We start from the raw sequence: 22,228 nt of genomic DNA on the forward strand, positions 1-22,228 counted from the left end.
GCACCGGCGGGTGACGCCGCCGACGACCGTGCGCGCATGCTGGCCGACTTCTTCGGACGCAGCGCGCCCGGCGAGTCGAGCACGGGCCGCGCCGTCGACGACGGTCTGTCGGCGCTGTTCGCGGGCGACGAGGCGCCGGCCGCCGCGCGCAGAGCGGGCGTCGACGACCTCGACGCGCTGTTCGCGGCCGCCCCCGCGGAGCCGGCCGCGGAGGGGGGCGTCCGCGAGCTCGACGACTCCGTCGACGCGCTGACCGCGCTGTTCGAGGAGCCTCCGCCGGAGCCGGAGCCGGAGCCGGAGCCGGAGCCTGAGCCCGAGCCGGAGGCGAAGGCCGCGGAGCCCGAGGCTGCCGGCCCTGGCGCTGCTGCGCTCGAGAGAGACGAGCCCGCGGCATCCGAGCCTGCGGCGCGCGAGCCCGAGCCGGGTTCGGCTGAAGCGTCGCCGACGCCGGAGGCGGATGCCGGAGCGGCGCCGGTTCCCGAGGAGCTCGCCGCGACCGAGGAGACGCCGGCAGCCGGCCTGCCCGCGGACCCCGCCCCGGAGTCGTCGCCGGCCGCAGCGCCGATCGCGGTCGCCGCGGCGCCGCTCCCCGACGATCAGGCCGACGAGCTCGGCACCGCCGAGACGGTCTCTCCCGGTGAGGTCGCTCCGCCCTCCGAGCCGGTCGAATCGGCACCGGCACCCCAGCCCGAACACCCCGCCGAGCCCGACGCATCGTCCGTCGACGACTCCGACCCGGCTTCGTCGGCGCCCGAGACCGGCGCCGGCCGCCGATCCGCGCTGGACGAGCTCGACGAACTCTTCGGGAATCTCTCGCTGGACACCGGCGCCGTGCCGACCGTCGCCGCCGAGGACTCCGACGTCGCTCCCCGCAAGAGCGGGATCTCATGGCTGTGGCACAGCGCGACCGCTGCGACGCCGGTGCAGCCCGAGGCTGAGGAAACCGGCCCGCGCGACGCCGCGGCACCTGCCGCGCCGGCGCCCGAGACTCCCGCCTCGCCCGCTGCCACGGCCCCCGCGCCTCCCGAGACCGACGCTCCCGCGACCTCCGAGCAGGAGGCGTCCGCGGCATCCGGCCTCGCTGCATCCGCCCTCGCTGCAGCCGCCCCCGCTGCAGCCGCCCCCGCGGCTGCTCCCGATGCGCCGGCACAGCCTGCCGGACGCACCCGCGGGCGCGGCGAGCGGTCGGGCAAGGTCGACGACACGGCGGCGCCCACGCGGCCGGGCGAGCCGGTCTTCGTTCCCGCGCGGACCCGCTTCGGCGGGCGCCGGTGGCGGGCCCGCGAGTGGGGCATCACCTTCTCGATCATCATCGTCGCCGTGATCGCCGTCGGCGCGGTCGTCGTGGCGAACATCATCGGCCACAACAACCGCGTCGCCGAGTCCCTCGCCGGTCTCGAGCGCATCGAAGCGCAGATCCCCGCGGCGAGCGACGATCTCGACGCGTCCATCGCGGCGTATGACGAGCTGCACGCGCAGGCGCTCGGGACGGTCGACGCGGCAGAGGCGGCCGTGACCGCCGTGGAGGGGATGAGCGACGAGGACCTGAGGTCGGATGCGGAGTCGTCGGTCGACGACCTCCGTGCTCTCCTCGACGCCGGGGTCGCCGCCGCCCCGGACCCCTACGAGCGCGGTGAGGTGGACGAAAGCGACCTCGAATCGCTCGAGGCGGCGACCGACATCGCGCGGGCGCATCTGGTCAACCTCGAGTCCCTGACGACGAACACCGAGGTGTCCGCGGCCGCGCTCGACGAGGCGGGAGCGGCGGTCGGCGAGACGTTCGGGGCGCTCGGATCCAGCCTGCCCGCCACGGCGGCCACGATCGCGGAGGAGAACGGTCTTCCCGACCAGACGTACCGGGACGCGGTCATCGCCGCCGCAGAAGCCGTCGTCGCCGGGCAGAAGGACGGCAAGCGCGCCACGACGCAGCTCCGGGAGTACGCCGCGGCGGTGACGGCGCTGCGCGACGAGGAGGAGCGCATCAAGGTCGAGCAGCCGTGGCTCGTGCCGTGGGACTACCCGACGCCCGACCCGACGAACCCGCCGACCGCCGACGCCGACGCCGACGCAGGCTAGGAGCCGGGCGGATCCTGTCGTTTTGGCGCGGCATCCGAAATGACGTAGACTGACTCTTTGGTGCCTGTGTCCCGCTGGCGCGGCACCGCGAACGTGAGCCCTCCACTGGCGGGTTCGGCGGCCTTCGGCTCGCAGAACCACCCCGGAGTGGGATTCACGAACCTCTCCGTTCGAATCAAGAAAGCAGCACTACTGTGACGCGCACTTACACCCCCAAGACTGGCGAAGCCCAGCGCGAGTGGCTTGTCATCGACGCGACCGACGTCGTCCTCGGACGCCTCGCCTCGCACGCGGCCGCCATCCTCCGCGGCAAGCACAAGCCGACCTTCGCTCCCCACGTCGACATGGGCGACTTCGTCATCATCGTCAACGCCGACAAGGTCGCCCTGACCGGCCAGAAGCTCCAGAAGAAAATGGCCTACCGCCACTCGGGCTACCCGGGCGGTCTGAAGGCCGTCTCGTACGAGGAGCTCCTCGAGAAGAACCCCGTCCGCGCGGTGGAGAAGGCCGTCCGCGGCATGCTCCCCAAGAACACGCTGGGCCGTCAGCAGCTGTCGAAGCTCAAGGTCTACGCCGGTGCCGAGCACCCGCACGCCGCTCAGCAGCCCAAGACGTACACCTTCGACCAGGTCGCCCAGTAAGCGCCGCCCAGATAAGGACACACTCGTGGCGAACAACGAAACCCCGCAGAACTTCTCGACCGAGACCCCTGTCGACCAGGAGGCCGTCGCGGCCGAGCGCCCCGTGCTCTCGGTTCCCGGCGCCGCGGTCGGCCGCCGCAAGGAGGCCATCGCTCGCGTCCGCCTGATCCCGGGCTCCGGCACCATCACCATCAACGGTCGTGCGTTCGAGGACTACTTCCCGAACAAGCTGCACCAGCAGCTCATCACCGACCCGTTCACGCTGCTGAACCTCACCGGTGCGTACGACGTCGTCGCGCGCATCCAGGGTGGCGGCCCCTCGGGTCAGGCCGGCGCCCTGCGCCTGGGCATCGCCCGCGCGCTGAACGAGATCGACGCCGAGCACAACCGCCCGACCCTCAAGAAGGCCGGCTTCCTCTCGCGCGACGCTCGCGTCAAGGAGCGCAAGAAGGCCGGTCTCAAGAAGGCCCGCAAGGCGCCTCAGTACTCGAAGCGCTAAAGCGAGGCGCGATCCGATGCCGCTTTTCGGCACGGACGGCGTGAGGGGACTGGCCAACGGCCCCCTCACCGCCGACCTCGCTCTGTCCCTGGCCCAGGCGACCGCCGTCGTCCTGGGCCAGGGCCGCTCCGCCGACGCCCGCCGGGCGGCAGGCAAGCGCATCACCGCCGTCGTGGCCCGCGACCCCCGCGTCTCGGGCGAGTTCCTCTCGGCAGCGGTCGAAGCCGGCCTCGCCTCGTCGGGCGTCGACGTGTATGACGCCGGGGTCCTGCCGACCCCGGCCGCGGCGTTCCTCATCGCCGACATGGACGCCGACTTCGGCGTCATGGTCTCGGCCTCGCACAACCCCGCACCCGACAACGGCATCAAGATCTTCGCCCGTGGCGGCGTGAAGCTGCCCGACATCGTCGAGGACCGCATCGAGCGCGCCATGGACGGCGAGAAGTGGCAGCCCACCGGCGCCGGCGTCGGCCGCATCCGCCGCTTCGCCGACGCCGAGGACCGCTACGTCGTCCACCTGCTCGCGTCGCTGCCGAACCGCCTCGACGGCCTGCACGTCGTGCTCGACTGCGCGCACGGCGCCGCCTCCGGCGTGTCGCCCGAGACGTTCAAGGACGCCGGCGCGAAGGTCACCGTCATCGGCGCCGATCCGGACGGCCTCAACATCAACGACGGCGTCGGCTCGACCCACCTCGACGGGCTCGCCGCCGCGGTCGTGAAGCACGGCGCCGACGTCGGCATCGCGCACGACGGCGACGCCGACCGTTGCCTCGCCGTGGACGCGGACGGCAACGTCGTGGACGGCGACCAGATCATGGCGATCCTCGCGGTGTCGATGAAGCAGCGCGGCGCGCTGAAGGACGACACTCTCGTCGCCACCGTCATGAGCAACCTGGGCCTGCACCGCGCGATGGCAGAGCAGGGCATCCGCGTCGAGCAGACGGCGGTGGGTGACCGCTATGTGCTCGAGCGCATGAACGAAGGCGGCTTCTCGCTCGGCGGCGAGCAGTCGGGCCACGTCATCATGAGCGAGTACGCCACCACCGGCGACGGCCTGCTCACGGGACTGCACGTCGTGGCCGAGATGGCGCGCACCGGCCGGACCCTGGCCGAGCTCGCGTCGGTCATGACGGTGTATCCGCAGGTGCTCGTGAACGTGAAGGGCGTCGACCGGGAGGGCGTGAAGCATCCGGCCGTGCTCGAGGCCGTGGCCGCCGCCGAGGCCGAGCTCGGCGACACCGGGCGCGTGCTGCTGCGCGCGTCCGGCACCGAGCCGGTCGTGCGCGTCATGGTCGAGGCGGCCTCCGCCGAGGACGCCCAGCGCCACGCCGACCGTCTCGCCGAGGTCGTTCAGCTGGAACTCGCGCTGGCGTAGCGGCGCCACCCGCCGCGCAGCTGGGCATCCGCCCTCATCGCTGCGTGCGTTCGAGGGCCCGTGCGCGGTCGCGGCGGGTCTTTGCCAGGCTCGCGACCGTCGCCACGGTGATCGTGGCCGCGATGAACAGCAGCGAGAACCAGATCGGGATCTCGGGCAGCCACTTCACGGGCTCGCCGCCGTTGATGAACGGCAGCTCGTTGACGTGGAGGGCGTGGATGAGCAGCTTCACGCCGATGAACGCGAGGATCACCGCGAGGCCCTGCCCCAGGTAGACCATCCGCTCGAGCAGGCCTCCGATCAGGAAGTACAGCTGGCGCAGGCCCATCAGCGCGAACGCGTTCGCGGTGAAGACGATGTACGCCTCTTCGGTGAGGCCGTAGATCGCCGGGATCGAATCCACCGCGAACACCAGGTCGACGAACCCGATCGCGATGATCGTCAGCAGCATCGGGGTGACCAGGCGCCGGCCGCCCCGTACCGTGAAGAGGCGGTCGCCGTCGTACTCGTCCGACAGCGGCAGGTGCCGGCGCGCGAACCGCATCAGCCGATTGTCGGTGGGATCGCCGCCGTGGTCGGCGAATGCCTGCCGGTACGCCAGCACCAGCAGCAGCGCGCCGAACAGGTAGAACACCCACGAGAAGTTCGCGATGAGCGCCGCGCCCACCGCGATGAACGCGCCGCGCATCACGAGCGCGATCACGATGCCGATCATCAGCACCTTCTGCTGGTACATCTTCGGCACGGCGAACGCGGTCATCACCAGTAGGAAGACGAACAGGTTGTCCACTGACAGCGCCTTCTCGGTCAGGTACCCGGCGAAGTACTCGCCGCCGTAGTCCCATCCCGAAACCAGCCCGATGCCGACGCCGAACAGCAGGGCGAGGGCGATGTAGAACGCCGACCACCGCGCCGATTCGCCGATCGACGGCTCGTGCGGCTTTCGCACGTGCGCGTAGAACTCGAACACGAAGAAGGCGATCGTGATGGCGATCGTGATGATCCACACGAGGGGAGTGATGTCCACGGCTGCTCCAGAGACGTCGGCGAACGGCTTCGCCAAGGTCTCTTCCGCCACGGCCGCAGCCGGACCGGCGGCGCGGGATCCGTCGTCGGACCCGTCGTGACGCGCTCACCGCGAGGGAATACTCCCCTTGTTCCGTCCGAGCATAGGGGGCATGACCGCCGCGCGTGTGTCCTCTCGCTGGGAAGTCACCCGGAATGGAGCTCAGCCGGCGCGCAGGCGGCGCTCCATCCACACGGTCAGGCCGAGGTAGAGGACGGACGCCGCGGCGATGAGCGCGATGAACGCCCACGTCATCGGGCGGTCCGGGTACAGCGCGTCCGCGCCGAGGAACATCGACACGATGATCGCTGCGAGACTCACCAGCTGCGCCTGGAAGAGGATGCGGAACGAGCTCCAGCGCGCGTCGGCCAGCATCCCGTAGCCGACGACCGCGGTCAGCGCCAGCACGGCGCCGGTGACCTTCGCCGTGAGCGGCGTGAGGTCCCACGCCCAGTGCGGGATGATCGCGTCGGCCGCGACCCACATCGAGGCGCCGAACAGCAGCGCCCCCGTGCCGATCACGGCGACCGCCCACCGCACCCACGCCGGTACGTACGTCTCGGGGGTGTCCGGCCGCGGATCGGCGTAGCGGCGCTGCACCCACCAGAGTGCGGCGACGATGAAGGGCGTCGTCGCGTATAGCGTGATCCACGTGTAGAACGAGAGGTTCTGCGAGAACCTGTCGAGGTGGATGAGCGTCGCGACCAGCAGTGCACCCGCGAACACCGTCACGGCCGGGTACCCCGGCGCGAGACGGTGCCACTTGCGCGCGGCGCCGGCACGCCCGAAGAACCAGATGCCGCCGACGTATGCCGAGGCGAGCATGTAGGCCGACAGTGGTGGGTCGATCTGCCACGCGAACAGCTCGCCCGACTGATTCGGGAACACGAAGAGCAGGAACGCCGCGGCCACCAGGAACGGCACGATGATGATCGCCACCCAGCGCGTCACCGGCAGGATGCGGTCGGATCGGTCGGTCGTCGCGGCGGCCCCAGCCGCCGGGACGGAGTTCTGTTCAGTCACGGACAACCCCCGGAACGCCGGCCACAGACGGCGTCGCCCCCTCGGCCACGCCTCGGCCGACCTCTTCGTCGGGACGGCCTCGCGCAGCGCGCTTCCCCATATTGCGCCCCAGTCTGGTGCGATACGGCGCGGACGTCCAGTGCCGAAGGCGAACACCCTGTGCCGCGACACTCACGCCATGCGGCACCGCGTCTCTCGGGATCTCCAGCACGGGCGCGTCGGCTTGGCGCATCGCCGGGGAGGCGACGAGAATGGGTACCGCTTCCACGAGGACGCGACGTGCGTTGTGTGGTCAGACCACAGAAGGTAGACTGGTGCCGTGAACACCGCAGGACCGAACCCGACTCAGAGCGCGTTGCCGCTCGGCTACCCGACCATGACTCCCGTGGAGAATCCTCCGGTCACCGAGGCGATCGTCACGCTCGGATACGACTGAGCATCGCCTCCGCCGCGTGCGGGCAGCGCGGAATCAGCCCCACGCCATGGACTCGATGTAGCGCAGCATGACGCCCTCGCGCAGAGCCCACGGCGACACCTCGAGCTCGTCGATGTCCATCGCCTTCATCGCCCGCTCGAGCACGACCGCGCCGGCGACGATCTGGAACGTCCGGTCGGCGGTGATGCCGGGCAGCTCCTGCCGGGCCTCGGCGGGAATGCGCGCCAGTCGGGGGATCCACGACTTCAGCGCTTGGCGCGGCAGCACCATCCGCTCGATGCCCGACCAGCCCGGCACGGGATAGCCGGCGAGCTTCGCGAGGGAGCGGATCGCCTTCGACGATCCCACCACGTGATCGGGGCGGTCGAGCTCGCCGAACCGCTCGGCGACCGGCTTGAGCACCTTCATGGCGTGGCTCTTGAGGGCGTCGATCTCGTCCTCGGTCGGCGGGTCGTCGGGCAGGAACTCGATCGTCATGCGCCCCGCGCCCAGCGGCACCGACTCGGCGGCATCCGGCAGTTCGTCGCCGCCCGCCGCGATCTCGAGCGATCCTCCGCCGATGTCGAACATCAGGATCTGACCGGCCGACCAGCCGAACCAGCGCCGGATCGCGAGGAAGGTGTAGCGCGCCTCGGCCTCGCCGCCGAGCACCTGCAGCGGCTGGCCGAGAGCGGCCTCGATGCGCGCGATGACCACTTCGCCGTTCGTCGCCTCGCGCACCGCGGACGTCGCGGTCGCGAGGAGCTCGTCGACCTGCTCGTCGGCGGCCGTCTTGCGGGCCTGCCGCACGGCGTCTTCGAGCGCGACGATGCCCTCTTCGCTGATGGACCCGTCGGAGCCGACATATCGCATGAGGCGCAGGACGGTCCGGTTGCTGGTGGTCGCGAGGGGCCGACCCCCGGGCCGCGCGTTCGCGATGAGCAGGTGGACGGTGTTCGAGCCGATGTCGAGGACTCCCAGACGCACGTGATCAGCGTAGTGGGCTCACGGGTCCGGTGTGGGCGCGCACCCGGTGAGGAACGCCTTGACGAACGCGCCGGTCTGATACGCGTAGGTCCACACCAGCCACTGCGCCGTGCGGTCCGCGGGGACTTCGACCACCGTCGCATCGCCCGGGTAGCACGTGGAGTAGATGTACCGGGCGCGCGCGACGTGTCCCGTCTCGGTCAGCACGATCGTGCTCGTGACCCCGTGTTCGCGCGCGAACCGCTCGAGCATGACGGTCTCGCCGTCCGTCGTGTACGGGTCGGGGACCTGGCACGTGAACAGGGGGTCGTTGCACCATTCGGGGTCGGAGGCCGGCTCGCCCTCGGGGGGCACCGACACCAGGATGCGGTCGGCATAGCCGTCCGCGACGAGCTGCTCGGCCATCTCGATGCGGTCGTCCAGGGCGGGGCCCAGGACCTGGACGAGATCGGAGCGCTCGATCTCGGCGGGCGGGGGGAAGACGTAAAGGGGCAGGCCGGCGATCACCACGAGCGCCGCGAGGCCGAGGCACGCCGAGACGACGGCGATCGCGATGCGGCGGCGTCGGGTGCGGGGCACGCGTCCTCCCGGTCTCGGTGTCGTGCGCGGCGATGATACCCGGCGCACATCACACGAGGCCGATTGGACGCGGGATACCCCGGGGGGTATAGTGTCACGCAAGCGTCAACCAACGAACGAGGAGTTCACCTATGTGCCGTGCTGCGACCTGCAAGAAGTGCGGGAAGACCACCTGGGCCGGCTGCGGCCAGCACATCGCCAGCGTCAAGCGCGGCGTCCCCGCGTCGCAGTGGTGCGACGGCCAGCACGAGAAGGAGCCCTCGAGCGGCTTCTTCGCCAAGCTGTTCGCGCGTTCCTGAACAGGCCGGCCCCCGGACATCCTCCGGGGGCCGTCGTCTGTCCGCGGGAGGGTCCCGAGCCGCGGTCGCCGGCGTCCACACGCGGCGCGCGTGCGAGGCATCCGGCACTACGATTGGCCCAATGGCCGCCGAAGACACGACCGTCGCAGCCCCCGCGCTCTCGCTCTACCGCGAGATCGACCGCGCGGAGTGGGCGCGCCTGGCCGCGGGCATGGCGCAGCCGCTGACCGAGACCGAGATCATTCAGATCCGCGGCATCGGCGACCGCCTGGACATCGCCGAGGTGAGCCAGGTCTACCTGCCGCTGTCGCGGCTGCTGTCGCTGTACGCCGAGTCCACCAAGCGGCTCGGCGACGACACCAGCGACTTCCTCGGCGACACCGAGGCCCCGACGCCGTTCGTCGTGGGCGTCGCCGGCTCCGTCGCCGTGGGCAAGTCCACCATCGCGCGTCTGCTGCGCGAGCTCATGAGCCGCTGGCCCGGCACGCCGCGCGTCGAGCTGGTCACCACCGACGGGTTCCTCTACCCGAACGCCGAGCTCGAGCGCCGCGGGCTGATGACGCGCAAGGGCTTCCCCGAGTCGTACGACCGCCGCGCACTCGTGGAGTTCCTCACCGAGGTCAAGAGCGGTCACCCCGAGGTGCGCGCGCCGTTCTACTCGCACATGCGGTACGACATCGTGCCCGACGCGCACGTCACGGTGCGCCGCCCCGACGTCGTCATCGTCGAGGGGCTGAACGTGCTGCAGCCGCCGCCGGCCCCCAACGACGTCGCCGTCAGCGACCTGTTCGACTTCTCGATCTACGTCGACGCCGACGCCGACCACATCACGCAGTGGTTCGTCGAGCGCTTCCTGGCGCTGCGTCGCGGAGCGTTCACGAACCCGAACTCGTTCTTCAACGTCTACGCGCAGCTGACCGACGACGAGGCCGTCGAGCGGGCCCTCGGGTTCTGGAACGACATCAACCTGCCGAACCTGCGCGAGAACGTCCTGCCCACGCGCCACCGCGCGAACCTGGTGCTCCAGAAGGCCGCCGACCACACCGTGGAGCGCGTGCTGCTGCGCAAGCTCTGAGCCGGCTTCGCGCGGGGCGGCATCCGCCCCGCCGATTCGTTCGGACCCCTCGCATACCCGCCCGCCTACCATGTATCCCATGTGTGGAATCGTCGGATACGTGGGCCCGCGCGACAGCCAGGCCATTCTGATCGCGGGTCTGTCGCGGCTCGAGTACCGCGGGTACGACTCCGCCGGCATCGCCGTCATCGACGAGGGCGGGCACCTCGGGATGCGCAAGCGCGCCGGCAAGCTGACCGTGCTGCGCGACGATCTGTCGGCCCATCCCATGAGCGACGGCACCACCGGCATCGGCCACACCCGCTGGGCCACGCACGGCGGCCCCACCGACGCCAACGCGCACCCGCACCTGGCCGACGACGACAAGCTCGCCGTCATCCACAACGGCATCGTCGAGAACTACGCCGCGCTCAAGGCCGAACTCGTCAGCGAGGGCCACACCTTCCGCAGCGAGACCGACACCGAGGTCGCCGCGGTGCTCCTCGGCCGCGAGTACGAGGCGAACGGGGGCGCTCTGGTCGCCGCCTTCCGCGCGACCGTGGCACGCCTCGAGGGTGCGTTCACGCTGCTCGCGGTGCACGAGGACCACCCGGGCCTCGTCGTCGGCGCGCGCCGGAACTCGCCCCTGGTGATCGGCCTCGGCGAGGGCGAGAACTTCCTCGGGTCGGATGTCGCGGCGTTCGTCGAGCACACCCGGAGCGCCCTCGCCATCGGCCAGGACGAGATCGTCGCCATCACCCCCGAAGGCGTCACCGTCACCGACTTCACCGGCCACCCGGTCGAGGTCGAGCCGTTCGAGGTGACGTGGGACGCGTCCGCCGCCGAGAAGGGCGGCTGGTCCAGCTTCATGGCCAAGGAGGTCTCCGAGGAGCCCGAGGCCGTCGCCAACACGCTGCGCGGCCGCATCCGCGACGGGGTCGTCGCGATCCCCGAGCTGGACGGCCTCGACGACCTGTTCCGCGAGGTCTCGCGCATCGTCATCATCGCCGCCGGAACCGCCGCCTACGCCGGCATGGTCGGCAAGTACGCCCTCGAGACGTGGGCGCGCGTGCCCGTCGACGTGGACCTCGCACATGAGTTCCACTACCGCGACCCCGTCATCGGACCCGACACGCTCGTCATCTCGATCAGCCAGTCCGGCGAGACGATGGACACGCTCATGGCGGTCAAGTACGCGCGGGAGCGCGGCGCCAAGACGCTGTCGATCTGCAACACGCAGGGCGCGACGATCCCGCGCGAGTCCGACGCGATCGTCTACACGCACGCCGGCCCCGAGGTCGCCGTCGCCTCGACCAAGGCGTTCGTCGCGCAGATCGCCGCGCAGTACCTGCTGGCGCTGCATATCGCGCTCGTGCGCGGCAAGCTGTCGCGCACCGAGGTGGCCCAGCACCTGCTCGAGCTCGAGGCGATCCCGGAGAAGATCCAGCACATCCTCGACACCGAGCAGGAGCACATCGAGCAGTTCGCGCACTGGATGGCCGACACCCGCTCGGTGCTGTTCCTCGGGCGCCACGTCGGGTACCCGATCGCCCTCGAGGGCGCGCTCAAGCTCAAGGAGATCAGCTACATCCACGCCGAGGGCTTCGCCGCCGGCGAGCTCAAGCACGGGCCCATCGCGCTGATCGAACCCGGGCAGCCGGTGTTCGTGATCGTGCCCTCGCCGCGCGAAGCGCCGGTGATGCACTCCAAGGTCGTGTCGAACATCCGCGAGATCCACGCCCGCGGCGCCCGCGTCATCGCGATCGCCGAAGAGGGGGATGCCGCCGTCCTCCCGATCTCGGACGAGGTGCTTCGCGTCCCGCTCGCGGGCGCGATGTTCGAGCCGCTGCTGGCGGTCGTGCCGCTGCACATCTTCGCGATGGGGCTCGCCACGGCGAAGGGGCTGGATGTCGATCAGCCCCGCAACCTCGCGAAGTCCGTCACGGTCGAGTAGCGGGCGCCTCCGCGCGCCCGGGCCGCTCGGGGCGACCCCACCGGGCCCGACCGCCGGCGCGGCGTGCACGAACTCAGGCTGACCGCGGCGACGCGCCGTGGCCCGGGGCGTGTCGGACCGGCCCTGCCTGAGTTCCGTCACGCGGTCGGCGCCATGCGGGGCGCGATAGTGTGGCGGATGCCGCGCACGCACGGGCAGATTCGCCGGGCCGCGGCCGGAAGGAGTTGCGCGTGATCGTCGGCATCGGCATCGACCTGGTCGACATCGCGCGCTTCGAGAACGTGATCGCCCGCACGCCGCGCCTGCTCGAGCGGCTGTTCTCGCCCGCCGAACGCGAACTCAGGCCCCGCTCGCTCGCGGCCCGCTACGCCGCCAAGGAGGCGCTCATCAAGGCGCTCGGCGGCTCCGAAGGCCTGCACTGGACCGAGATCGAGATCACTCCCGAGGCATCGGGACGACCGTGGTTCACACTCACGGGGTCCACGGCCTCCGTCGTCGACGAGCGCGGCATCACGGGCCTGCACCTGTCGATGTCGCACGACGGCGGCTTCGCCACCGCGTACGTCGTCGCGGAAGCCGCGGATGCCGCAGCGCCCGCCGACCGACCCGCCGGAGCGCCCGCATGACGCTCATGCCGCCCGGGATCCTGCGCGAGGCGACCGTCGACGTCGGAGCCATCGCCGCCAACATCCGGCACCTCCGGCGGCTCACCGACGCCGAGGTCATCGCCGTCGTCAAGGCCGACGGCTACGGCCACGGCGCGGCCCGCTCGGCCGCGGCCGCCCTCGACGGGGGAGCCGCGCGGCTCGGCGTCGCCGACGTGACCGAGGCGCTGGCGCTGCGCCGCGCGGGCATCGATGCGCCGATCCTGTCGTGGCTGCACGCGCCGGGCGCGTCCTTCGCCGAGGCCGCGGCGCACGGGATCGAGCTCGGCGTCTCGAGCGCCGACCAGCTCATGGCCGCCGCCGCGGCGGCATCCGTCGACCGGCCGGTCGTGGTCCACCTCAAGCTCGAGACCGGCCTCGGCCGCAACGGCATCGCGCCCGGCGACTGGCAGGTCGTGCTCTCCGAGGCGGCGCGGCTCGAGCGCATCGGCAAGATCAGGGTCGTCGGCGTGTTCAGCCACCTGTCGAACACCACGGAGGCCGACGACCGGCAGGCGCTGACGGTGTTCAAAGAGGGGCTGGGCGTGGCGGCATCCGTCGGCCTCACGCCGCGCCTGTGGCACATCGCCGCGACGCACGCCGCGATCGCGCTGCCCGAGGCTCGCCTCGGCTGCGTGCGCGTCGGCATCGGCATGTACGGGCTGTCGCCGTTCGCCGACAAGACCAGCGCCGACCTGGGCCTGCGGCCCGCGATGACGCTGCGCGCACCGGTCGTGGCGGTGCGCCGCGTGCCGGCCGGGCAGGGCGTGTCGTACGGCTACACGCACCGCACCGAGCGCGAGACGACGCTCGCGCTCGTCCCCCTGGGCTATGCCGACGGCGTGCCGCGGCAGGCGTCCTCGTGGGGTCCCGTGACCATCGGCGGACGGCGGTTCACGGTGGCGGGGCGCATCGCGATGGACCAGTTCGTCGTCGACGTCGGCGACCATCCGGTGGCGGTGGGCGACGAGGCGGTGCTGTTCGGCGACCCGACGCTCGGCGTCCCGTCCGCCGACGAGTGGGCGGACGCCGCCGGCACCATCAACTACGAGATCGTCACGCGCATCGGCCCACGGGTGCACCGCCGGCAGGTGTCGGCGTGACGGGCATCGATGAGCTGGTCGGCACGCGCGAGATCGGGTCGCCCGACGCCATGGAGGAGCTCGGCCGCACCATCGGCGGGATGCTGCGCGCCGGCGACCTGGTCGTGCTCACCGGGCCGCTCGGCGCCGGCAAGACGACGCTGACCCGAGGCATCGGCGAGGGCCTCGGCGTGCGCGGGCCCGTACAGAGCCCCACATTCGTGCTCGCCCGCACGCATCCGTCCCTCGTCGGGGGCGCCCCGCTCGTTCATGTGGACGCGTACCGCATCGGCTCGGCGCTCGAACTCGAGGACCTCGACATCGACGTCGAGGGATCGGTGACGATCGTCGAGTGGGGCCGGGGGATGGTCGACCACCTCCGCGACACCTGGTGGGAGATCGAGCTCGACCGCGAATGGCACGGCCACGGCGTCGACACCGCGTGCGGCACGACCGGCCGCGAGTCGGAGCTGGATGCCGCCGCCCCCCGCCTCGTGACGATCTCGCGCCGGCCGTAGCCGATTCCCGGGATGCCGCGGTTCGCAGGAGCCGCGCCCCTCGGCATCCGTGTCCGCCTTCGTAACGATCTCGCGACGTCCGACCGGGTGGCACCGGTACCACGGGGGTCGTCCAGGGGCCCCGGATTACCCTGGTAGGCGTGATTCTCGGCATCGACACGTCCCTCGGCACCACCGTGGCCGTCGTCGACCCCGACGGCCTGGTCCGGGCCCAGCTGAACAGCGCGGATCCGCGCGGGCACGCCGAAGTGATCGGCTCGCTGCTGGAGCGCGTGCTCGCCGAGGCGGGCGCCGGACCGACCGACATCACCCACGTCGCGGCCGGCATGGGCCCGGGTCCCTTCACGGGGCTGCGGGTGGGCATCGCCGCCGCCCGCACGTTCGCGCTCGGCCGCGGCATCCCGTTCATCCCCGTCGTCAGTCACGACGCCGTCGCCCTCGAGCTGCTGCTCCACGACGCGCTCACCGGCGGCTGGGAGGAGACGGCCGACGAGCCGTTCGCCGTATGCACCGACGCCCGCCGGCGCGAGTTCGCGTACACCGTGTACCGGGGCCTCGACGAGGACGGGCTGCCGGTCCGTCTCGCCGAGCCCGCGCTCATCCCGCGCGAGGACCTCGACGCGCGGCTGACCGCCGACCGCGTCCTGCGCCGCGACGCCGACCGCATCCCCGCCGCGATGCTCGCGCTCGCCGCAGGCCGCGCCGTGGCCGCCGATCGCGCCGTCGGCCCCGACGACGCCCTGTACCTGCGGTCGCCGGATGTCACGCCGTCCCACGGACCGAAGCGGGTGAGCGCATGACGACGCGCCGCGCGACCCTCGACGACCTCGGCGCGATCATGGCGCTCGAGCGTGCGTCGTTCCCGACCGACGCCTGGTCCGACGCCATGATGCGCGAGGAGATCCTGTCGCCGCACGGCTGGTACGTGGTGGTCGAGGAGGCCGGACACCTCGTCGGCTACGCCGGCCTGCGGGCCGTCCACGGCAGCCGGGACGCCGACGTGCAGACCATCGCGCTCGCCGCATCCGCTCGCGGTCGTGGGCGCGGTCGCGCGCTGCTGCGGACGCTCCTGACCGAAGCCGCCCGCCGCCGCGTGCGCGAGGTGTTCCTCGAGGTGCGCGCCGACAACCCGGTCGCGCAGGCGCTGTACGCGTCCGAGGGATTCCAGGAACTCGGCCGTCGCCCGAAGTACTACCAGCCCGACGGCGTCGACGCGATCGTCATGCGCCTGGACGTCGCCGGCTGGCTCGCCGCGCGCGGTCCGGATGCCGTGTCCGCCGCATCCGCGCCCGCCGCCGTGCCCGCCCCCACCGGCACACGAACGTCGGAGGATCGCGTGAACGTCGGAGGATCCGGCTCGGATGCTCCGACGGAGGACGGTTTCTCCGACGTTGCGGGCGTGCGCGAGCGTGCTGCCGCGAACGAGGCGGGAGCGTGCACGTGAACAGCGCTGAGCCGCTGGTCCTCGGGATCGAGACGAGCTGCGACGAGACCGGCATCGGGATCGTGCGCGGCCGCACGCTCCTGAGCAACACCATCGCCAGTTCGATGGACGAGCACGCCCGCTACGGCGGCGTCGTGCCCGAGGTCGCCGCCCGCGCCCACCTCGAGGCCCTGCAGCCCGCGCTCGAGACGGCGCTCGCCGAGTCGGGTGTCGCCCTCGCCGACGTCGACGCCGTCGCCGTCACGAGCGGGCCCGGCCTCGCCGGCGCTCTCATGGTCGGCGTCGGCGCCGCGAAGTCGCTCGCGGTCTCGCTCGGCAAGCCGCTGTACGCCGTGAACCATCTGGTCGGCCACATCGCCGCCGACATCCTCGACGCCGAGGCGCCGCCGCTGGAGTACCCCACCGTCGCACTGCTCGTGAGCGGCGGGCACACGTCGCTGCTGCTCGTGCGCGATCTCACCGGCGACGTCGAGATGCTCGGCGAGACGATGGACGACGCCGCCGGCGAGGCGTTCGACAAGGTCGCGCGGCTGCTGGGGCTTCCGTACCCCGGCGGTCCCGAGATCGACCGCGCGGCGGCGACGGGCGATCCGGACGCGATCCGCTTCCCGCGCGGGCTGTCGCGCGCCTCCGACATGGCGAAGCACCGCTACGACTTCTCGTTCTCGGGCCTGAAGACGGCCGTCGCGCGGTGGGTCGAGCAGCGCGAGGCGGCGGGCGCGGAGATCCCGGTCGCCGATGTCGCGGCGTCCTTCCGCGAGGCCGTCGTCGACGTCCTCGTGACCAAGGCGCTCGCGGCGTGCCGCGACTACGACGTGCCGCGGCTGCTGCTGGGCGGCGGTGTCATCGCCAACAGGCGCCTGCGCGATGTCGCGCTCGAGCGTGCGGCCGAGCAGGGGGTCACCGTGCGCATCCCGCCGCTGTCCCTGTGCACCGACAACGGGGCCATGATCGCCGCCCTCGCCTCCGAGCTCATCATGTCGGGGCGGATGCCGTCGACGCTGCAGTTCGGCGCCGACTCGACCCTGCCCGTGACCGAGATCCAGGTCGCGGCCGACGCAGAGGATGCCGCATGACCGGGGGAGTGGACGCGGGACGCCCGACGAAGCCCGACGAGGGCGGCGTGGACGAGACGGCTGTGCCTGACGCGTCCGGGGAGGCGGCGTCGGCGCGCACGGACGCCGTGAGCCCTGACGCTGCGACCCCTCCGGACGCCGCCGGTCCGGCCGCGCCCCTCGCGAACGCCCCGGACTCCGCCGACGCGCCGGCAGGCTCGCACGAGCCTGCGGCGCCCGAGGCGCCGCAGGCCGTGACGCCCGCAGCGACCGAGCCCGCAGCGCCCGCAGGCTCCGAGCCGTCGGCGCCCGTCGTCGGAGCAGCCGCCCCGGCGACGGAGTCCGCGCCCGACACCGCCGACTCCCCGGCGGAGGGCGGCTGGCTGTACCCGACCGCGGTCCCGGTGACGTCGGAATGGATGACGGGGCCGACGTCGGCGGACGTCGACTCCCGCGCCGACACGTCGCGCCTGCCCGGCCAGCATCGCGGCGGCTTCTCGCGTCTGCCGACGGCTCCGGTCGACGTGACCGTGCGCACCGGCCCCGAGCCGGACACCGCCACGAACTGGGCGCAGACGCCGCAGGCGGGCCCCCAGCGCGGGCTCGCCGGGTGGGCGCTGATGTTCGCCGTGCTGGGGCTGGCCGTGTCGATGTTCGTGGGCTGGGGCTTCCCCATCGGGCTGGTCGGCGTCGCCTCCGGCATCCTCGCGCTGCGCCGCCCGACCGAGAACCGCGCCCTCGCGGGGTGGGCGGTCGTGCTCGGCACGGCGTCGCTCATCTACAGCGCCGGCTGGCTGTGGTTCGCCGCGTCGCAGGCGAATCTGTTCGGCTGACGGCGGGCGCGCTCAGGCGGCGGGGAGCCGGTCGGCGAGGATCGCCGTGCGCTTGCTGCCGATGCGGGTGAGGAAGAGGGTCGCGGATGCCTCGCCCCGCAGCTTGAGCTTCGTCCGCAGCGCGGCCGGATCGACGTCGACGCCGCGCTTCTTGATCTCGAGGCGCCCGATGTCGCGTGCGCGCAGCGCCGAGGCGAGGCCCTTGGTGTCGGCGGGCAGGACCTCGCGCACGCGGAACGACTGCACGAAGGGACTCGTGAGCGCGGCATCCGAGGTGAGGTAGGCGATGTGCTCGTCGAGCATGCCCGCCTCGAGCGTCCGGGCGACGTCGCCGATGAGCCGCGCGCGGATGACCGCGCCGTCGGGCTCGTGCAGGTACGCGCCGAGCTCGCGCGTCGGTTCGTCCTCGGCGTCGGCGCCGGCGGTGATCTCGGCCGCCGCGTCGCCGCGGATCACGAGCGCCGCCCGCGCGACGCCCGGCCGCGCGAGAGAGCCCGACCAGAGCACCAGCTCGATCGTCGAGCCGTCGGCGCTGACCCACTGCGCCTCGAAGCCGTCCGGGATGAGGTCGCGGTCGAGTCCCGGCCCGAGCTTGATGCCCGCCGGGACGCGCCCGGCCAGGTCGAACGTCCAGTCCAGGCTCGGCGACCAGTCCTCGGGGGCGGTGCGCTTGGTCTCGCGGTGCCCCGCCGTGCGGCGTGCCGGGTCGAGCCAGACCGCCTCGGGCGCTGCGGCCGCGGCATCCGCCCCCGTCGCGTCGGAGATTCCCACGTTCGTCGGAGCATCCGCGCCCGATCCTCCGACGTTCGTTGGATTCTCCGACGTTCGGGGGTCGCCGCCCCCGGGGAACGCGGATGCCGCGAACTCCTGCGCCGTCGCGTGGCGCACGCGGACGTCCGAGCCGAACGGCGCGAGGTTGTAGGCGGCGATGGCGGCTGTGATCTCGTCGGCGTCGACGGCGTCGACGGTAAGCCCGAGCGCGGCGAACCCCATCGCGTCGCCGCCGATGCCGCACCCGAGGTCGGCGACGCGCGCGATACCGGCATCCCGGAACCGCGCCGCGTGCCGAGCGGCGACGCCCAGCCGCGTGGCCTGCTCGAGGCCGGCGCGCGTGAACAGCATGCGCTGGGCGAACTCGCCGAACTTCTCGCCGGCACGGGCGCGCAGCCGCGCCTGACCGACCACCGCGGAGACGAGGTCGGGGGAGTGCCCGTCCTTGCGCAGCCGCGACACGACGCGGGCGACGTCGGCGGACGTCTCGACGGGGTCCAGGGCATCGAGAAGCCGCAGGCCCTCGGGCGTGAGCAGCGCGGTCAGCTCGGCCATGTCCATCCGACCAGCCTAGGTCCGCCGCAGGACCGGACGGAGATGTCCGATCAACCCCTGGTGCATGAATCAGGTTTCATCTAGTGTCGGACCTGCGCCCGTGGCGGCGCGCCGCGCGGAATCGATGCGGATGCCGCGCGCAGCTCCCGCCCGGATGCCCTGAGCAATGGTGCCGGGGGCGACGGCGGGGCGATCGAAGGAGCACTGATGCCCTCATACCGTTCGCGATCCACGTCCCGCTCCACCTCCTCCCGTCCCACCCCACCCCGCTCGTGCCTGATCGCGGGCGGCATCGCCGCCGTCCTCGCGGTCGTCGGCCTGGTCGGCGTCGCGCCCGCGGCGCAGGCGATCATCTGCCCGCCCGGCTTCGAGACGCTCCCCGGCTGCACCAACGGCGACACCGGCGGGGGCGGCGACACCGGCGGCGGCACGACGACCGGAACCTGGACCACCGAGACGATCGCCGGCATGAGCGTGCGCCTGTACACCCCGATCACCGACCCCGCGCTCGCCGCGGGGCGCGCGCTCATGATCGGTCTCCACGGGTGTGCGCAGACGGCCTCCGACATGCAGACGGCCGGCAACTGGGCCGCGACCGCCGACGAGTACGGCATGGTCGTGGCGCTGCCCGACGCGCCGAACGGCGGCGTCATCTTCGGATGCTGGGACTACTACGACACAAGCCACTCGCGCACGGCTCCCTCGCGTCACGACGACAACCTGCTCGACCTCGCGTCGACGCTGCAGGCGCGGTCGGCGCTCGGCATCGACGCCGACCAGACCTACATCTCGGGGCTGTCCTCGGGCGGCGGCGAGACCATGGTGATGGGGTGCCTCGCGCCCGACGTGTTCGCCGGCATCGGCATCAACGCCGGTCCCACCGTCGGGACGACGTCGGGTCAGATCGGCAGCGTCGCGGTGAGCAAGGCGCAGGGGACCTCGACGTGCACGTCGTTCGCCGGGTCGGCGTCCGACGCGTTCGACACCCAGGTGACGTCGATCATCTACGGCAGCAACGACGGCACCGTCGCGCCGGGCTACAACACGCTCAACGGCCAGATCATGGCGGGCATCTACGGCGCCGGCACCACGTCGACGTTCTCGCTGTCGGGACTCGCCGGCAACAACACCGCGGGTTCGGGCACGCTGTACTCGGACGCCGAAGGTGCCCGTGTCTCGGTCATCCAGAACACGAACCTGGGCCACAACTGGCCCGCGGGCGCGGGCTCGGGCGGCTCGTACATCTCGGCGAACAGCATCGACTACCCGGCGTACGTCACGGGCTTCTTCTTCGACAACAACCGCCGCGTCGACCGCACGGTGCCCACGCCCACTCCGACCCCGACCCCCACGCCCACTCCGACCCCGACCCCCACGGCGACGGCGACCCCGACGCCGACCCCGACGCCGACCCCGACCGCGACGGCGACGCCCACACCCACGCCCACGCCCACCGCGACGCCGACCCCGACCCCGACCCCGACGGACTGCATCACGGCCACCAACGCCGAGCACAAGGCCGCGGGGCGCGCGATCTCGTACGGCGTGAACCCCTACAACCCCTACTACGCCGTGGTGACCCAGGCGTACTTGGGGCAGGGCGATGCGACCGTGACGTCGCTGCAGGCGGCGGCATCCGGCGGGTACACCGTGGTGAGTTCGTGCGGCTGACGAGACAGGCTGCGGGCTGCCGTCGTCATGGACTGGCACTCACGTTGCACGAGTGCCAGTGCCTTGCCTAGACTGCTCGTTAGCACTCTCAGCATGCGGGTGCTAATGAGTCTTCAGTCTCAAGGAAAGAAGAGGTAGACCGTGTCGGTTTCCATCAAGCCGCTCGAGGACCGCATCGTCATCAAGCAGGTCGAGGCCGAGCAGACCACGTCCAGCGGTCTGGTCATCCCCGACACCGCCAAGGAGAAGCCCCAGGAGGGCGAGGTCGTGGCGGTCGGCCCGGGCCGCATCGACGACAACGGCAACCGCATCCCGCTCGACGTCGCTGTCGGCGACCGCGTCATCTACAGCAAGTACGGCGGGACCGAGGTCAAGTTCGGCGGTGACGAGTTCCTCGTCCTGTCGGCTCGCGACGTCCTCGCGGTCGTCGTCCGCTGAGACGCGCGCTCCGCGTAGCGGAAGGGTCGGACGCTTCGGCATCCGGCCCTTCCGTCGTTTCCGGGCTGAGGAGCGCGGGCCACGCCGGTCTCGGTGGCCCGGAGCCGGTGACGCGCACCGACACTAGGCTGGATCGGTGACGCACTCGAGCCCCGAACCCGCCGGCGACGGCGCCGAACTGGGAGAGGCGGCCGCCGCCACCGCGGGCATCGTCGTCCCGGATGCCGCGGCTCCCGCATCCGCGCCCGACGCCGCCCGCGAGCGCGCGATCGGCGGCGTGTACGCGTTCACGGCGTACCTGCTGTGGGGCTTCCTGCCCCTGTACTTCCTGCTGCTGGCGCCCGCCGGCCCGTGGGAGATCGTGGCCTGGCGCATCCTGCTGTCGCTGGTGTTCTGCGTGGTGCTGCTCACCGTCACGCGGACGTGGCGGTCGCTGCGAGCGATCATGCGACAGCGGCGCCTGCTGCTGTGGACGGCGGTGGCAGGGGTGCTCATCTACGTCAACTGGCAGGTGTTCCTGATCGCGACGCTGACCGGGCACGTGATCGAGACCAGCATGGGTTACTTCATCAACCCGATCTTCACCGTGCTGATCGGCGTGCTCGTCCTGCGCGAGCGCCTGCGCCGCGCGCAGTGGGTCGCGATCGGGATCGCGGGCCTCGCGGTCGTCGTCATCATCGTCGGCTACGGATCGTTCCCGTGGATCGCGCTCACCCTCGCGACCTCGTTCGGGCTGTACAGCCTGGTCAAGAAGCAGATCGGGCCGTCGGTCGACGCCATCAGCGGCCTCACGCTCGAGTCGATGTGGCTGGCGCCGATCGCCATCGCCGAGCTCGTCATCGTCGCGCTGACCACGGGGCTCGCGATCGGCACCGTGAGCGGCTGGCACACCGCGCTGCTGCTGATGGCGGGCGTCATGACCGCCACGCCGCTGCTCTTCTTCGCCGCCGGTGCACGCCGCGCGCCGCTCACGCTCATCGGGCTGCTGCAGTTCATCGCGCCGATCATGCAGTTCATCATCGGCGCCTGGATCCTCGGCGAGCCGATGCCGCTGGAGCGCTGGATCGGCTTCAGCCTCGTCTGGCTGTCGCTGATCGTGCTGACGGCCGACTCGCTGGTGGCGGCCCGCCGGTCGCGGGGCGGGGTGTCGGACGTCGCCGACCTGACCTGAGGCGCCGGCGACGCCTTCAGAACGCAGGAGATTCGCGTCTGGGCAGGACGATTCGGTGCTGCATCCTTCGACGAAGCG

Annotated in this window: 22 protein-coding genes; 17 read left to right on the forward strand and 5 right to left on the reverse strand. The window is 72.0% G+C overall.

Annotation, left to right across the window (positions count from 1 at the left end; all coding sequences use genetic code 11):
- The first annotated feature begins 36 nt into the window (after positions 1-36).
- From HD594_RS07135 to glmM, 4 genes are all read left to right on the forward strand, one after another.
- Entirely contained in the window at positions 37-2,076 is a 2,040-nt protein-coding gene (locus HD594_RS07135; RefSeq protein ID WP_184750285.1) for a hypothetical protein, read from the forward strand.
- A 194-nt stretch (positions 2,077-2,270) separates the two neighbouring features.
- Positions 2,271-2,717 (forward strand): 50S ribosomal protein L13, encoded by a 447-nt coding sequence (rplM, locus tag HD594_RS07140; RefSeq protein ID WP_184750286.1) that lies wholly within the window; start codon positions 2,271-2,273, stop codon positions 2,715-2,717.
- Between the two features lie 25 nt (positions 2,718-2,742).
- The gene (gene rpsI, locus HD594_RS07145) at positions 2,743-3,216 is read left to right on the forward strand and encodes a 30S ribosomal protein S9 (RefSeq protein ID WP_184750287.1); all 474 of its coding nucleotides are present in this window, start codon (positions 2,743-2,745) and stop codon (positions 3,214-3,216) included.
- 16 nt (positions 3,217-3,232) lie between these two features.
- Entirely contained in the window at positions 3,233-4,591 is a 1,359-nt protein-coding gene (gene glmM / locus HD594_RS07150; protein ID WP_184750288.1) for a phosphoglucosamine mutase, read from the forward strand.
- A gap of 34 nt (positions 4,592-4,625) precedes the next feature.
- Here the strand turns inward: glmM and HD594_RS07155 are convergent, their stop codons facing one another.
- The 4 genes from HD594_RS07155 to HD594_RS07170 all read right to left on the reverse strand — a co-directional run bounded on the left by HD594_RS07155 (position 4,626) and on the right by HD594_RS07170 (position 8,661).
- Positions 4,626-5,618: a TerC family protein gene (locus HD594_RS07155; RefSeq protein WP_184750289.1), complete on the reverse strand. Its 993-nt coding sequence runs from the start codon at positions 5,616-5,618 to the stop codon at positions 4,626-4,628.
- A gap of 201 nt (positions 5,619-5,819) precedes the next feature.
- The gene (locus tag HD594_RS07160; protein WP_184750290.1) at positions 5,820-6,680 is read right to left on the reverse strand and encodes a hypothetical protein; all 861 of its coding nucleotides are present in this window, start codon (positions 6,678-6,680) and stop codon (positions 5,820-5,822) included.
- Positions 6,681-7,149: 469 nt separating this feature from the next.
- Positions 7,150-8,082 (reverse strand): Ppx/GppA phosphatase family protein, encoded by a 933-nt coding sequence (locus HD594_RS07165; protein ID WP_184750291.1) that lies wholly within the window; start codon positions 8,080-8,082, stop codon positions 7,150-7,152.
- Positions 8,083-8,100: 18 nt separating this feature from the next.
- Positions 8,101-8,661, reverse strand: coding sequence for a YdcF family protein (locus tag HD594_RS07170; RefSeq protein ID WP_184750292.1), 561 nt, complete (start codon positions 8,659-8,661; stop codon positions 8,101-8,103).
- A 131-nt stretch (positions 8,662-8,792) separates the two neighbouring features.
- On the opposite strand from HD594_RS07170, the gene HD594_RS07175 reads away from it, so the two are divergent.
- The 10 genes from HD594_RS07175 (at position 8,793) to HD594_RS07220 (ending at position 17,544) form a co-directional block, all read left to right on the forward strand.
- Positions 8,793-8,960: a hypothetical protein gene (locus tag HD594_RS07175; protein ID WP_184750293.1), complete on the forward strand. Its 168-nt coding sequence runs from the start codon at positions 8,793-8,795 to the stop codon at positions 8,958-8,960.
- Positions 8,961-9,081: 121 nt separating this feature from the next.
- Positions 9,082-10,035 (forward strand): type I pantothenate kinase, encoded by a 954-nt coding sequence (gene coaA, locus HD594_RS07180; RefSeq protein ID WP_184750294.1) that lies wholly within the window; start codon positions 9,082-9,084, stop codon positions 10,033-10,035.
- Positions 10,036-10,114: 79 nt separating this feature from the next.
- Positions 10,115-11,968 carry a glutamine--fructose-6-phosphate transaminase (isomerizing) gene (gene glmS / locus HD594_RS07185; protein WP_184750295.1) on the forward strand — a complete coding sequence of 618 codons (1,854 nt, stop codon included), beginning with the start codon at positions 10,115-10,117 and terminating at the stop codon, positions 11,966-11,968.
- 230 nt (positions 11,969-12,198) lie between these two features.
- Positions 12,199-12,594 carry a holo-ACP synthase gene (locus HD594_RS07190; RefSeq protein ID WP_184750296.1) on the forward strand — a complete coding sequence of 132 codons (396 nt, stop codon included), beginning with the start codon at positions 12,199-12,201 and terminating at the stop codon, positions 12,592-12,594.
- A 5-nt stretch (positions 12,595-12,599) separates the two neighbouring features.
- Entirely contained in the window at positions 12,600-13,715 is a 1,116-nt protein-coding gene (alr, locus tag HD594_RS07195; protein ID WP_373877189.1) for an alanine racemase, read from the forward strand.
- Positions 13,716-13,765: 50 nt separating this feature from the next.
- Positions 13,766-14,212: a tRNA (adenosine(37)-N6)-threonylcarbamoyltransferase complex ATPase subunit type 1 TsaE gene (tsaE, locus tag HD594_RS07200; protein WP_184752641.1), complete on the forward strand. Its 447-nt coding sequence runs from the start codon at positions 13,766-13,768 to the stop codon at positions 14,210-14,212.
- Between the two features lie 140 nt (positions 14,213-14,352).
- Positions 14,353-15,012 (forward strand): tRNA (adenosine(37)-N6)-threonylcarbamoyltransferase complex dimerization subunit type 1 TsaB, encoded by a 660-nt coding sequence (gene tsaB / locus HD594_RS07205; protein ID WP_184750298.1) that lies wholly within the window; start codon positions 14,353-14,355, stop codon positions 15,010-15,012.
- A complete protein-coding gene (rimI, locus tag HD594_RS07210; RefSeq protein ID WP_246413910.1) occupies positions 15,009-15,656 on the forward strand; it encodes a ribosomal protein S18-alanine N-acetyltransferase in 648 nt (215 codons plus the stop codon). Before tsaB ends, rimI begins: the two co-directional genes overlap by 4 nt.
- Positions 15,653-16,732 (forward strand): tRNA (adenosine(37)-N6)-threonylcarbamoyltransferase complex transferase subunit TsaD, encoded by a 1,080-nt coding sequence (gene tsaD / locus HD594_RS07215; protein WP_184752643.1) that lies wholly within the window; start codon positions 15,653-15,655, stop codon positions 16,730-16,732. The genes rimI and tsaD overlap by 4 nt, the downstream gene beginning before the upstream one ends.
- Positions 16,729-17,544: a hypothetical protein gene (locus HD594_RS07220; protein WP_184750299.1), complete on the forward strand. Its 816-nt coding sequence runs from the start codon at positions 16,729-16,731 to the stop codon at positions 17,542-17,544. Before tsaD ends, HD594_RS07220 begins: the two co-directional genes overlap by 4 nt.
- 12 nt (positions 17,545-17,556) lie before the next feature.
- On the opposite strand, the gene HD594_RS07225 is transcribed toward HD594_RS07220, so the two are convergent.
- Entirely contained in the window at positions 17,557-18,876 is a 1,320-nt protein-coding gene (locus HD594_RS07225) for a class I SAM-dependent methyltransferase (RefSeq protein ID WP_184750300.1), read from the reverse strand.
- A 201-nt stretch (positions 18,877-19,077) separates the two neighbouring features.
- On the opposite strand from HD594_RS07225, the gene HD594_RS07230 reads away from it, so the two are divergent.
- From HD594_RS07230 to rarD, 3 genes are all read left to right on the forward strand, one after another.
- Entirely contained in the window at positions 19,078-20,541 is a 1,464-nt protein-coding gene (locus HD594_RS07230; protein WP_246413914.1) for an extracellular catalytic domain type 1 short-chain-length polyhydroxyalkanoate depolymerase, read from the forward strand.
- Positions 20,542-20,682: 141 nt separating this feature from the next.
- Positions 20,683-20,979 carry a co-chaperone GroES gene (groES, locus tag HD594_RS07235; RefSeq protein ID WP_045275440.1) on the forward strand — a complete coding sequence of 99 codons (297 nt, stop codon included), beginning with the start codon at positions 20,683-20,685 and terminating at the stop codon, positions 20,977-20,979.
- Positions 20,980-21,187: 208 nt separating this feature from the next.
- Positions 21,188-22,150 carry an EamA family transporter RarD gene (rarD, locus tag HD594_RS07240; RefSeq protein WP_184752647.1) on the forward strand — a complete coding sequence of 321 codons (963 nt, stop codon included), beginning with the start codon at positions 21,188-21,190 and terminating at the stop codon, positions 22,148-22,150.
- The last annotated feature ends 78 nt before the right edge of the window (positions 22,151-22,228 follow it).

Origin of the sequence: Microbacterium thalassium (assembly GCF_014208045.1) — a bacterium.
GTDB lineage: Bacteria > Actinomycetota > Actinomycetes > Actinomycetales > Microbacteriaceae > Microbacterium > Microbacterium thalassium.

What these genes read in the sequence shown, in the direction of transcription:
- HD594_RS07230 (WP_246413914.1), top strand. Translation starts at nt 19,078, where the DNA reads ATGCCCTCATACCGTTCGCGATCCACGTCCCGCTCCACCTCCTCCCGT.
- glmM (WP_184750288.1), top strand. Translation starts at nt 3,233, where the DNA reads ATGCCGCTTTTCGGCACGGACGGCGTGAGGGGACTGGCCAACGGCCCC.
- alr (WP_373877189.1), top strand. Translation starts at nt 12,600, where the DNA reads ATGCCGCCCGGGATCCTGCGCGAGGCGACCGTCGACGTCGGAGCCATC.
- coaA (WP_184750294.1), top strand. Translation starts at nt 9,082, where the DNA reads ATGGCCGCCGAAGACACGACCGTCGCAGCCCCCGCGCTCTCGCTCTAC.
- HD594_RS07225 (WP_184750300.1), bottom strand. Translation starts at nt 18,876, where the DNA reads ATGGACATGGCCGAGCTGACCGCGCTGCTCACGCCCGAGGGCCTGCGG.
- HD594_RS07220 (WP_184750299.1), top strand. Translation starts at nt 16,729, where the DNA reads ATGACCGGGGGAGTGGACGCGGGACGCCCGACGAAGCCCGACGAGGGC.
- HD594_RS07135 (WP_184750285.1), top strand. Translation starts at nt 37, where the DNA reads ATGCTGGCCGACTTCTTCGGACGCAGCGCGCCCGGCGAGTCGAGCACG.
- glmS (WP_184750295.1), top strand. Translation starts at nt 10,115, where the DNA reads ATGTGTGGAATCGTCGGATACGTGGGCCCGCGCGACAGCCAGGCCATT.
- HD594_RS07175 (WP_184750293.1), top strand. Translation starts at nt 8,793, where the DNA reads ATGTGCCGTGCTGCGACCTGCAAGAAGTGCGGGAAGACCACCTGGGCC.
- rimI (WP_246413910.1), top strand. Translation starts at nt 15,009, where the DNA reads ATGACGACGCGCCGCGCGACCCTCGACGACCTCGGCGCGATCATGGCG.
- tsaE (WP_184752641.1), top strand. Translation starts at nt 13,766, where the DNA reads ATGGAGGAGCTCGGCCGCACCATCGGCGGGATGCTGCGCGCCGGCGAC.